This window comes from Alphaproteobacteria bacterium (genome assembly GCA_035625915.1).
Taxonomy (GTDB): domain Bacteria; phylum Pseudomonadota; class Alphaproteobacteria; order JACZXZ01; family JACZXZ01; genus DATDHA01.
Genome location: DASPOR010000213.1, coordinates 1 through 11,238, shown reverse-complemented (window position 1 = coordinate 11,238; position 11,238 = coordinate 1). Strand labels below are relative to the sequence as shown.

Annotated in this window: 12 protein-coding genes; all 12 read right to left on the bottom strand. The window is 59.2% G+C overall.

Translation table 11 applies throughout. The features are described from left to right. The coding region (locus VEJ16_17475; GenBank protein HYB11455.1) for a sigma 54-interacting transcriptional regulator at positions 1 to 594 on the bottom strand (594 nt) is incomplete at its 3' end. 22 nt (positions 595 to 616) lie between these two features. Continuing rightward, positions 617 to 1,525 (bottom strand): MotA/TolQ/ExbB proton channel family protein, encoded by a 909-nt coding sequence (locus VEJ16_17470; GenBank protein ID HYB11454.1) that lies wholly within the window; start codon positions 1,523 to 1,525, stop codon positions 617 to 619. Beyond that, positions 1,522 to 1,869: a flagellar motor switch protein FliN gene (gene fliN / locus VEJ16_17465; GenBank protein HYB11453.1), complete on the bottom strand. Its 348-nt coding sequence runs from the start codon at positions 1,867 to 1,869 to the stop codon at positions 1,522 to 1,524. The genes VEJ16_17470 and fliN overlap by 4 nt, the downstream gene beginning before the upstream one ends. Before the next feature lie 9 nt (positions 1,870 to 1,878). Beyond that, the gene (locus VEJ16_17460) at positions 1,879 to 2,538 is read right to left on the bottom strand and encodes a FliH/SctL family protein (protein HYB11452.1); all 660 of its coding nucleotides are present in this window, start codon (positions 2,536 to 2,538) and stop codon (positions 1,879 to 1,881) included. Positions 2,539 to 2,553: 15 nt separating this feature from the next. Then, positions 2,554 to 3,582: a flagellar motor switch protein FliG gene (gene fliG / locus VEJ16_17455; protein HYB11451.1), complete on the bottom strand. Its 1,029-nt coding sequence runs from the start codon at positions 3,580 to 3,582 to the stop codon at positions 2,554 to 2,556. A 21-nt stretch (positions 3,583 to 3,603) separates the two neighbouring features. After that, complete coding sequence (gene fliF, locus VEJ16_17450; protein HYB11450.1) at positions 3,604 to 5,286, bottom strand: flagellar basal-body MS-ring/collar protein FliF; 1,683 nt, start codon at positions 5,284 to 5,286, stop codon at positions 3,604 to 3,606. A gap of 308 nt (positions 5,287 to 5,594) precedes the next feature. Then, positions 5,595 to 5,876, bottom strand: coding sequence for a DUF1153 domain-containing protein (locus tag VEJ16_17445; GenBank protein ID HYB11449.1), 282 nt, complete (start codon positions 5,874 to 5,876; stop codon positions 5,595 to 5,597). Positions 5,877 to 6,039: 163 nt separating this feature from the next. Next, positions 6,040 to 7,305 carry a flagellar hook protein FlgE gene (flgE, locus tag VEJ16_17440; protein HYB11448.1) on the bottom strand — a complete coding sequence of 422 codons (1,266 nt, stop codon included), beginning with the start codon at positions 7,303 to 7,305 and terminating at the stop codon, positions 6,040 to 6,042. 74 nt (positions 7,306 to 7,379) lie between these two features. Further along, complete coding sequence (locus tag VEJ16_17435; protein ID HYB11447.1) at positions 7,380 to 8,231, bottom strand: flagellar hook capping FlgD N-terminal domain-containing protein; 852 nt, start codon at positions 8,229 to 8,231, stop codon at positions 7,380 to 7,382. A 12-nt stretch (positions 8,232 to 8,243) separates the two neighbouring features. Continuing rightward, positions 8,244 to 9,617 (bottom strand): flagellar hook-length control protein FliK, encoded by a 1,374-nt coding sequence (locus tag VEJ16_17430; GenBank protein HYB11446.1) that lies wholly within the window; start codon positions 9,615 to 9,617, stop codon positions 8,244 to 8,246. A gap of 196 nt (positions 9,618 to 9,813) precedes the next feature. Beyond that, entirely contained in the window at positions 9,814 to 10,236 is a 423-nt protein-coding gene (gene fliS, locus VEJ16_17425; GenBank protein HYB11445.1) for a flagellar export chaperone FliS, read from the bottom strand. A 358-nt stretch (positions 10,237 to 10,594) separates the two neighbouring features. Beyond that, the gene (fliS, locus tag VEJ16_17420) at positions 10,595 to 11,035 is read right to left on the bottom strand and encodes a flagellar export chaperone FliS (GenBank protein HYB11444.1); all 441 of its coding nucleotides are present in this window, start codon (positions 11,033 to 11,035) and stop codon (positions 10,595 to 10,597) included. Positions 11,036 to 11,238 lie beyond the last annotated feature (203 nt).

The window sequence follows — 11,238 nt, the reverse complement described above, 5'->3', positions numbered from 1 at the left end:
CGTAAATGCGCCCTTCTCGTGACCGAATAACTCCGACTCGAGTAGATTGTCCGGAATTGCGGCACAGTTCACCGAGACGAAACGTTGGTTCGCGCGTTTGCTCTTGCGATGGATATGGCGCGCGAGCAACTCCTTTCCGGTGCCACTTTCGCCCGTGATCAGCACCGTCGCGTCGGAGGTTGCGATGGTATCCGCGGTCGCCAAGAGCGCCGTCATGCTCGGATCGCGGTGCACGATCGCATGACTTTCCTCGGTTACTGCCTCGAGGACGGCAGCGATCAACTCTTCGTCAGGTGGAAGTGGAATATATTCCTTCGCTCCCGCCTTGATTGCAGCCACGGCCGCGTTCGAATCGGTACCGATGCCGCAGGCGACGACAGGAATCGAAATCCGTTCGGCTTTAAGGGAATCGATGAAGCGGCGCAGGTCCTGCTTCACGTCGACCATGACGAGCTCGGCCCCATGACCGGCGCGAATGGCATTGAGGCCGGACTCAACATCGCTCGCATGGGAGACCTTGGCCCCCCGCGCGAGGGCGATCTTGCCTGCCGCTCCGATATAGCCGTCCAAAGAGCCAATAATAAGAAGTCGCATGGTCTCACTCCACTCAGTCAGATTAATCGAAGAAGCGTAGTCGCTTCGACGGCGGCAAAAGCGCATTTATCGTGCGCTCGAGCCTTCGCGGGGGCTCGTGGCGTCCAATCGATCCGGCACCGAGCACATAGATTGTCTTGACAAGCGATTCCTCACCGGAATTGCGCTCGAGCTTCGTCGCCAGCGGATTGAACACCAAATGCGCGAGCATGGCGCCGTAAAGCGTCCCGAGCAGTGCGATCGCCATCGCGGGCCCAATTGCGTGCGGATCTTGGAGACGGCCAAGCATTTGAACGAGGCCGATGAGCGTTCCGATCAGTCCCATGGCGGGCGCTACTTCGGCGGCACGGCGCAGAACCGCAATCGACCGTTGGTGCCGCCGACGTGTGGCGTCGAGTTCGCGCCGCAATATCTGCTCTATGACGTCACCCGGCGTGCCTTCGCAAGCCATTGAGATCGCGCGATGGAGAAAAACTTCTTCGGCGAGCCGCGGCAACGACTCTTCGAGGCCGATCAAATTGAACCGTCGAGCTGTATCTGCAAGGCGAAGGATTTCGGCAGCCGCCGCGCCGGGATCGCGGCTCGTGCGAATTGCTGCGCGCGGCATTGCGGCAAATGCGCGCAGGGTTTCGGGCAGGGAATAGGAAACGATCACCACCGCGAGCGTGCCCCCGAGAACAATCAAAAGGGCTGGAAAATTGAAAAACGCGACGAGCGAGCCACCGGCCATGATAGCCGAGACAATCAACGTTGAACCCATTGCGAGCCCGAGCAATGTGCCGGCGTCGATGCGAAGCCGAGCCGACCCTGTTTGCGCGACGCGTGTGGTGCGCGGCCGGGCACGCCCGACTCGATTAGCGGGCGCTGCCGACGATCGGGCGGCACCGCGCGTCTGCGCGGCCGGCTTCGGGACAGTTGTATCGATGCTCAAGCCGAGCGATCCGTCTTGATGATTTCGGTCATGGTAATACCGAGCCGCTCGTCCACGACGACCACTTCACCACGTGCGATCAAGCGGTTGTTGACGTAGATGTCGATCGCTTCGCCGACCTTGCGATCGAGCTCGACGACGGCGCCACGCCCAAGCTTCAGAAGCTGGCTCACTTGCAAAGAGGCCCGGCCGAGTACGGCGGACACCTGAACGGGGATATCGTAAACGGCCTCGAGCTCCTTGGCCCCGCGCGCCTGACGGCCCTCGGGGGATCCGTCGGACTCTTCGCCGGCCGCAGCCGCCAAAGTGTCCAATTCCTTAAGTTCAAGATTTTCATCGGGCATGGGATTCTCCTAAGGGTCCTTCGAATATTCAGGCATTTGAGGGTCTTTCTGGCCGATGGACCGCGCCACCGCCGCGTCGATCTCATCGAACAGTCGTCGAAGATTGCGCTCCACTCCTCCATCGGCCCATTCGATCCGGCAGTCGCCAAGACCGAGTGCCGCGTCGGCAACGAGAACGAGCTTCCCTTCGAAGCCGGCCGCCCGCGCCAGCGTGCGAACACGCTCGTCCAGAGAGTCGAGCAGGGAATCATGCACGCGAATGACGATTCGAGGCTCGTCGATCAATTGGGCAAGGCAATCGGAAACCAGTGCTTCAATCTCGGCAATCCCATTCCGACGGGCGATTTCCGGGATAGCCTTGCGCGCGATGGCGGCCGCGAGCTGAAGGCCTGCGGCGGTCATCGCACGCTCAGCGTCCGTGCGCGCAATACCGAGTTTGCCGATCTCCTGCGCTGCCGTTTGCAGCGCGCGTGCGGTACTCGCCCCGATGCTCCCCATGGCTGCAGCATTCGCCGTCGAGTGGCCTTCCTCGCGACCTGCCAAACGGGCTGCGGCGCACGCCGCCGCAAGATCGCTTTCGGTATATCGCTTGACGGTCCTCGCCTCGTCCTCGCCGGCAACGGCATCGTCAAACGAGCGATCAAAGAGAAATTTATGGGCCGCGGTCATAGATCTTCCATCCACTTAATAGATCAGCTCGTCATCTTCCTTGTTGTCCGCAATCATGATCTCGCCTTTGGCCGCCAGCTCTTTTGCGAGCGCCACCATGGCCATTTGCGCCTCATCCACATCCTTGAGGCGGACCGGTCCCATCGACTCCATCTCCTCCTTAAGGAGTTTGCCGGCGCGTTCCGACATGTTGCTGAAGAAGAGATCGCGGAGGCCTTCGGATGCGCCCTTGAGCGCCATAGCGAGCTTGTCCTTCTCCACACCACGAAGCAGCGTTTGCACGCTCGACGGGTCGAGCTTGCCGAGATCCTCGAATGTGAACATGAGGGCTCTGATGCGTTCGGCCGAATCCTTGTTGCGCTCCTCGAGTGCAGTAAGGAAGCGGGCTTCGGTGCTCCGGTCCAGGTTGTTGAAGATCTCCGCCATGACCTCATGGGCATCGCGCCGATTGGTTCGCGCGAGGTTGCTCATGAATTCCGTCCGAAGCGTGCGCTCGACGTCATCAAGGACGTCTTTCTGGACCGACTCCATTCGCAACATCCGCATGATTACTTCCATCGTGAAGTTCTCGGGCAGGTGTGCGAGCACGCGTGCAGCGTGCTCCGGGCGGATTTTGGAAAGTACAACGGCGACCGTTTGCGGATATTCATTCTTGAGGTAGCTCGCCAGAACGGTCTCACTGACGTTCGCGAGTTTGTCCCACATCGTCCGACCGGCTGGACCGCGAATTTCCTCCATGATCGTATCGACTTTGTTGCGGTCGAGAACCTTCATGAGGAGACGTTCTGTGCTCTCGAAGGTGCCCATGAGAGCACCGGTCGACGAAATCATCTCGGCAAAGTCAACGAACAGCCGTTCCACTACGTTCGAACTTACAGTGCCGAGATTTGCCATGTGATTGGAGAGCTCGCGGATCTCGTCTTCGTGCATGAGCGAGAACAGCTTCGTCGCGTTTTCCTCGCCGAGCGCAAGCATGAGGATCGCGGCTTTTTCCGCTCCCGACAGGCTTTTGTAATCGTCTCGGACGCGTGCCGATGGCGCCATGATGGAAATCCCCTGCCGACGTTAGCTTTCCTGGACCATCCAGTTGCGCAGGATTGCGACCGCTTCCTCTGGATGTTTTTCGACGATTTCGCCGACTTTCTTGATCGATGAGCGGCGCACGCGGCCCTCGACCTGCCCGATGTCGATCCCGCCCGACTCCTCGATTTGGTTGGCATCGCCAACATTTGATCTTGAGCTATCTCCCCCTGATGGTCCGGCGATCGCCGCAGTCACCCCCGCTTGATTTGGAAGCATGGCAGCACTGCCTTGGCCGGTGGCCGACGCAACAACGGGCTTGATTTCAAAGAGCCGCTTCATCAGAGGCCGGATCACGAGCATGATGACGAGGATGGCGACAAGTGCGAGCACGAGTATCTCGGCGATGCGGAAAAGATCGTTTGGCGAGAATTGGCCAAAAAATGAAATTTTCTCCTCGGGCACGCTGGCCTCATCCGGGCCCGCGAAGCGCAAGTTAATGAGCTCTAGCCGATCGCCGCGCTTATCGTCGATTCCGACGGCCGAGCGAACCATCGCCGTGAGTTGATCCAGCTCCTGCTTGCTGCGGGGCTGATAGGTGTGAGCACCCGACACGTCAGTCGCGTAAACGCCGTCCAGCATAACCGCGACTGAGAGCCGCTTCAGGTTGCCCGCCTCATGAACGAAGTTCTTCACCGTCTTAGAAATTTCGTAATTCGTCGTCTCTTCGTTGTGGGCGGTGGTGTTGCTGTTCTTGGGCGATTGTGGCGGCGATTGCGGAGGGACGGGCGGGGCGCCCGGAATATTCGTCGTCGCCGTCACTGGTTGTTGCGATGGCTGGGCCTCGGAGTTCGCAGCACTGTCGGTGACACTTTGAGTTGAACGCGCAACTTGCGTATTCGGATCGAATTCCTCAGAGGTGGTGGAAAGACGGTCGAAGTCCATGTCCGCCGTCACCTCTGCGCGCACACGATCGGCGCCCACGATCGGTTCGAGGATTTCGATGATCTTGCGCCGCACCTGATCCTCATAGGCGCGCCGGCGCTCGTCGCTGCTTAGACCGGCTAGGCTGTCGTCATTGCCGTCGCCAGCGCCGCGGGCAAGCAGTGTGCCCCGATCATCGATGACCGACACGCGCGCCGACTTAAGTCCCGGCACAGCGGAAGCGACGAGGTGTTGGATGGCGGCCACCACTTGCGCCGAAGGCCGTTCGGCAGTGCGCATGGCCAGCGCTATTGACGCACTCGGCTCCTGGCGTTCGGCGCTGAAGAGCTCGCGGCGCGGCAATACGAGGTGAACACGCGCCGATTTGATGCCGTCGATCGAGCGAATTGTACGCGATAATTCGCCCTCGAGCGCGCGCAAGCGATTTATGTCGCGAACAAAGTTCGACGACCCGAGAGCGTCGGGTTTGTCGAAGATCTCATATCCCACGGTGCCGCCGTGGGGCAACCCTTCTTGGGCGAGCGCGACGCGGACGTTCGGCACTTGAGGAGACGGCACCATAATTTGGGTGCCGTTGGCCTTGAGCTCATAAGGAATGTTACGCTGTTCGAGTTGAGCCACGATGTGGCCGGCGTCCTCGGGTTCGAGCCCGCTATAGAGCAGCGCCATATCCGGTGTGGTCATGCGCAGCATGACGAATGCAAAGAATCCAACCGCGCTCAAGACAATGGCGCCAAGTCCGGCCACACGGCCGGCCCCCAATGTTCGAAGTAGCTGGATCAAACCGTTCACTCCGTCGTTCACGTCCCGTACTGGCCCCTTGGCTCGACATGGCAAGGCGCCTGGATTTGCGTTTTCATAGAGGAGATTAGGGAATTGGCGGTGAATAAGACGTTAACTCGTCGGCAGATTTTGCCGGGTCACCCTGTTGCCGGGTCGCCCTGTTGCCGGGGCACCGGCCGAGACGCCGCGCCCAACCGCCGTCGCGTGGGAACGTTTATTTGGCGAGCGCGCAGGACGAATGGCTATGGCACGGAAAAAGCGCCAGCAGTTGCTGCGGGCGCCCAGATGACGTCAGTTTGCACGAATCCTTAGACGCCTGCTCCTCGGTAGTCCTGGATGCGCGTCGTGCGCAGGCCGGCCAGGCCGTGCCGCTCGATCAGCCGCTGCCATGAGAGGAATTCTTCAACCGAGAGCGTATATCGCGTGCACGCTTCCTCGAGGGTGATTAACCCACCGCGTACCGCGGCGACGACTTCGGCCTTACGACGAACAACCCACCGCTTAGTCCCGGACGGCGGCAAATCGTCAATCGTGATCGATCGGCCGTCAGGGCCGAGTATGGAGTTGGGCCTTTGCACTCGATCGATCATCATTGCGAACTCCGCCTACGAAATAATCTCCGTTGGAGGGCCAACCTACGCTGGGGCTTTTAAAAAACGGCTAAGGATCACGGTTAAAGGTTCGGAAAATCTCCAAATTCGCTCAATGCAACCCCGCTTCGCCCTCGACGGGGCTGCCCGCGAATGAAATGTCCTACTGCAGGACTTGGTTGAGCGTCTGCAGCATCTGGTCCGAAGTCGTGAGCACGCGTGCGCTCGCCGAATAGGCTTGCTGGGTTATGATCATGTTCGAAAACTCGGTCGCCAGATCGGTGGTCGAGGATTCGAGTTCGCCAGAGGAAATTGTGCCTGCGGCACCGCTACCCGCATCCTGAAGCAGGAACGGCCCCGATCCCGCCGTAGCCTGCCAAGCGTTTCCGGTCACCGACTTGAGACTGTCCGGACCGGGGAACGTAGCGATCGGAATTTGTGCGAACGGTCGGGTCTGTCCATTTGAGAACGTAGCAGTCACGAGCCCGGAGCTGTTGATCGAAACACCCGTGAGGGAGCCGTTGGTGTAGCCGTCCTGGGTCACGTTCGACAGGGTAAAGTTGTTGGAAAATTGGGATAGGCCGGTTGACGATCCAGCCGTTCCCAGATTGAGGTTGATCGTGTCGTTCGCCGCACCCGAGGTAAGATTGGAGATCGTGAGGCTCGTTGCAGTCGATGAACTGAAGGTGCCATCGGGATTGAAAGTGACAGTGGCAGGCCCGAAAGTCACGGTTCCGGAAGCCGCACCAGTAGCGGCGTTGGTGAGGGATGTTGCAGCGAGCGTCCATTGATTGGGCGTCGCCGTCTTGGTGAATTCCAGCGTTAGATTCTGGGCGACACCGAGCGAATCGTAAATCTGCGCCGTGACGTCATGTGTCGTGCCGGTTGCATCGGTTGCCGGCAGATTCGCGGCGATTGTAATGTTCTGCGTTGCGGCGGCACCCCCGTTCAAGCCGTCCACGTTTATGGTCTGCAAGCCGGCCGTCGAGCTGAGATCATTCGTTAGAATGTCGCCCGCGGCGTTCGTCGGGAAGCCTTGAAGATAATAGCCGGCAGTATTGACGAGGTTACCCTGCGCATCCGGCGTGAAATTGCCCGCACGCGTAAAGAGGAACGGCGAGCCGCCTTGAGAGTTGGCGTTGGTGTTCACGACGAAGAAGCCTTGACCGGTGATGGCCAAGGAAGTGGGCGAGCTCGACGCCTGGAGCAAGCCCTGTTGATCTATGAGCTGGCGCGGGTTGGCCATCACGCCGCCGGGAGTATAGTTCGTGGGCGTCGCCGCCTCGGTCACGAGAGTCGAGAATTGCTCGTCGGTCGTCTTGTAGCCGACGGTGCTCGAATTCGAGATGTTGTCCGAAATCACGCCGAGCGCCTGACTTTGCGCATCGAGCCCCGATACCGACGAATACAATGCACCAAAGATACTCATGGTCTACCTCCTACTTCGCGCGATTAGCGCGTATCATCCAAATCACAAATTTCCGATACACCTTTCGGGCAGGCTCAGTTGACAAGGGAGTTAAGCGCTGCCGCGATGTTTCCCAGGGTTGACGATGACGCGCCGCTCGACTCGTCAACCGAGATGATGTTGTTCAGGGTGACGCTCTGACCGCCAACCAACAATGTGGCCTGATTGTTTGCGCCAGTGCTTACCTGTGTCACGGGCCCGAAGAATGTGGCGGTGCTCGTCACCGGCTTGTTCGCCGCGTCGGTCGCAACGACGCTGAAGTTGTAGACGCCGTCGGGCACAGTGTTGCCGTTGTCGTCCTGACCGTTCCACGTTACGACTTGTTTTCCGCTGGCTGTGCTGAGAGGCATGGTCCGAATCTCGGCGCCGCTCTGGTTCGTAATTACCACCGACGCCGACTGCGCCGTTCCCTGGAGTGTGTATGAAAACTGCCCCTCGCTGTTGACAAGGGGAAGCGAGTTTCCACTCACCTCGACCGTCTTGCCGAGATAAGACACCGCAGCGGCGGACTGGTTCTGTTGCTGGAGCGAAATTAAGGTGCCGAGCTGGCTGTTCTCCTGAATCGCCTGCTCGACGCTGGAGAATTCAACGAGCTGGTTCGTGAATTGCGAACTATCCATCGGCGCGGTCGGATCCTGGTGCTGCAGTTGGGTCGTCAGCAGCGTCAAAAACGTACTGAAGTTGTTGCCGAAGCTAGGAAGAGAGTTCGACGTCGACGATGTAGTACCCGAGGGGCTTCCGCTCGTAGCACTCGCCCCTGTCGTGCCGGCGAGCGCACCCGTTAAGCTCGAGGCGATGCTTGCGGCCGCGTTGTTGTTCGAGGTTGGGGCACTATTCGGAAAAAGTGCCGCGGACGCTGTGTTTTGGCCGACCGTTGAGGTAGACATGGTGGTGTTCTCCTAAACCTGGATATCGACGCCGCCGGGCCGCACGCTTGTCGCATAACTGACGGGCGTCGATGCCGGGGCGCTTGTGGAGTCGGCGCTCGTGGTTGTGAGGGGAGTTGAGTCCGTATTCTGCAATGGCGCTTGATACCCGGTGTTGCCTTGATCGCGCAGACTGAAGCTGAGGCCGCCGGCATCGGCCCGGAGCCCCGCATTTTTTAGGGCCTGTTCGAGGCCTTGCGCGTCGTGCCGGAGGAGATTCAGGGTATCGGGACGATCGGCTGAGACGGCAGCCAGCACATGACCGTCGTGGCCGACATCGAGATGCACCTCGATGCCGCCAAGATTCTGCGGCGAGAGCTGAATTTGGATGTGATTGACTCCATCGCTTGCCGCCTTGGCGATATGCATTGCGACCTGTTCGACCGCCGGAGGCGCAGCACTCGTGGCAATGACTCCCGCAGTGTTTTGAGCGAATGAAATTGGCTGTGAAACCGGAAGAGACTGCGGCCCGAATGCCTGGAGCGAGCTGCTCGACGGCATGTTCGAGGAAGGCGTCGCCGTTGCCAAATTCTGGCCATCCCCGTCCGCGGCTTTACCGGAATCCGACGGCCCACTTGTTGGCGTGAGGGCCGCGGACTGAGCCGAACCGTTCGACGCCGCGATCCGTGCGTCGGCAGGCGAGGCCTGTTCGGCAGCAGTGCCGGACCCGTCGAACAATGGATTCTGCACTGGGGGAGGACCGGATTCCGCACCCGCTCCACGGTTCTCAAATCGACCATCAGCCGCCTGGACACCCGATGCACTGCCTTGATTGGCGGGATCGACGAGAGCCGCTTGGACGCCGGGATTTGTGACCGATTGCGATGGGACGGACCCGGCGGCCGATCCAACTTTCACGTTCACGATCAAGCCGCTCGCCGCGAGGTTAAGTGAGCCGTTGGTGGCGTCAGCCGGACGCGTAAGCGCGGCGATCGTGGCATTGGTCAGGTTTTGAGTTTGCGGATCTGACGAGGCCAGCTGCAACCCCGCGGCATCGAGACTCGGGGCAGTCGAGTTTGCTGCGGAAGTCGGTGCTGTAACGGCGCTACTCTGACCATCGCCCATGGTTTGCGCCGCTTGGCCACTTGGCTGATCGACCATTTGAGGAAGCGGCGGAACAACGCTTGGCAAGGCAACGTTAGGATCCGTGCCGTCGGCCGCACGCTTGGACGGTCGTGCGTTGTCATTGCTCACCGCGAGCTTACGTGAGGACGTCCCTTTTTGATCGTTCGCCTCACTTGCGCCTACGGCATTCCAACCGCTCATGATATCGGAGGCCGCGGCCTTGCCGCTTCCCGAAGGCGGTTCTTGGGGTCCAGTCGTTTGAGACGAAACCTGGCCGAGCATGTCTGAGAAATCGTTTGAGGCGAACGGTTTTGGGGTTCGCACCGCGCATTCGGTTGGATCGGCCAAGATAACGGACGCGATATCCATCTTTTGTTCCAAATCACCTGATTTTTGCGAAGAAGTCGTCACTCGGTTCGTTGCAAGGGGCCTACTTAGCGCTCGGTTACGCGCACGCTGATGTAATGATGCTGTCGTTTCAGGCAACAGCGGCGACTCGCTCTTTGACTGCGTGTCGACGATGTTCTGCGGCCTGATGCTGATCCAGCGCATGCCATGAATCCCGAAGTGGCTCGAGCAGGTCGATTATCTGCGCTGCAATCTCGGAGTCGTTGAAGAGATTGATGCGGGGGAGTCGGCTCAGGATGAACCGATAGATCATTCCCAGTTGCTCGGCTATTTCACCACCCTGGGCAAAATCAAGCGAGCTGTGCAGCTGTTCGATCAAATTGGCGGTCATCGCGGTCGCGTTGTACCGGGTCGCAATATCGTCGGCGCTGACTGCTTTGATCGCAATATTGAGTTGGCGAATCGCCTCATCATATAGCATCACCGCAAGGCGCGTGGCAGAGCTCGTGACAATTTCTTTCCGATGCTCATTCAAATAATCCTGGAAAGTCATCGTATTTACCCCACGTTATGCGGAACTCTCGTACATTCTCCAAAGTCTCACCGACCCAACCGAACCAAAACCGATCGTCGCGGAAAATTCTTCGAAACGATGCGCGAATAAGCTTGAGCAAGGCCCGGGCCAGTTCAAGCACCTCCGACTAACATTCTGATAATTATATGATAATTCAAGCCGAGGAGCCGACGGCTCGACACGGCGAAAGGTTCTGCGGAAAAAAGTACTCGGTGCGCCCGGTAGGTTATGCCCACCTGATCGGCAGGAAAGGGTGTTGCCGCGACGGCCTTGCAGGTGAAGTCGTCCGGATTGGCACGCTGGTCGAGTGATTTCGGGTTAGCTCAGTCGCTTCTGACTACGCCGAGACGGCTGTGTGCTGGGCGAGAGGTTCGGGGGGCAGCTTCACGGTCGGGATCGCGTGCGCATTTCCGCTGCCAGCGGCTTGCCGCCATGATTCGCGTAGTGGCTCCAGGAGCCTAATGACGTCCCTGGCCGCCTCCTGGTCGTTCTTCATGTCAACCCTGGGCAGCACACGAAGCATATGGCCATAAAGGGTATCCAAATTTGCGGCAATTTCTCCGCCGCGTTCGCGATCAAGTGTGCGTTGGAGGTGTTGGATTATTTCGAAAGCACGATTGTTGGCAATCCAGCGCTCCTGAATGTCGCCGGCATCGATCGCGATCATTGCCTTTTTCAACGACTGAATCGCCTTGTCGTAGAGCATGGCAACGAGCATGACGGGGGAGGCCGTCATGATTTGCTGGGTTTGATAGGCGTTCGCTCCTCGTTTGATCACGTCGCTGATCCTCGCTTGTTCAGGGGTGCCGGTCGCATTCCAATTAGGACTTAGGCGAATCCGCTCGTATTGTTATTGCTGCTATTGCTTGACGTGCTTGGGTTCAACAGCTGAAACAGGCTGCCCTGGACGTTGTTCAAGGCGGAGACGTTGGTCTCGGCGTTGTTGAATTCGTCCGTCAAGGACTGCTGATACGTGTTCAG

What these genes read in the sequence shown, in the direction of transcription:
- VEJ16_17445 (HYB11449.1), bottom strand. Translation starts at nt 5,876, where the DNA reads ATGATCGATCGAGTGCAAAGGCCCAACTCCATACTCGGCCCTGACGGC.
- VEJ16_17430 (HYB11446.1), bottom strand. Translation starts at nt 9,617, where the DNA reads ATGCTCGGCCAGGTTTCGTCTCAAACGACTGGACCCCAAGAACCGCCT.
- flgE (HYB11448.1), bottom strand. Translation starts at nt 7,305, where the DNA reads ATGAGTATCTTTGGTGCATTGTATTCGTCGGTATCGGGGCTCGATGCG.
- fliG (HYB11451.1), bottom strand. Translation starts at nt 3,582, where the DNA reads ATGGCGCCATCGGCACGCGTCCGAGACGATTACAAAAGCCTGTCGGGA.
- fliN (HYB11453.1), bottom strand. Translation starts at nt 1,869, where the DNA reads ATGCCCGATGAAAATCTTGAACTTAAGGAATTGGACACTTTGGCGGCT.
- VEJ16_17435 (HYB11447.1), bottom strand. Translation starts at nt 8,231, where the DNA reads ATGTCTACCTCAACGGTCGGCCAAAACACAGCGTCCGCGGCACTTTTT.
- VEJ16_17460 (HYB11452.1), bottom strand. Translation starts at nt 2,538, where the DNA reads ATGACCGCGGCCCATAAATTTCTCTTTGATCGCTCGTTTGACGATGCC.
- fliS (HYB11445.1), bottom strand. Translation starts at nt 10,236, where the DNA reads ATGACTTTCCAGGATTATTTGAATGAGCATCGGAAAGAAATTGTCACG.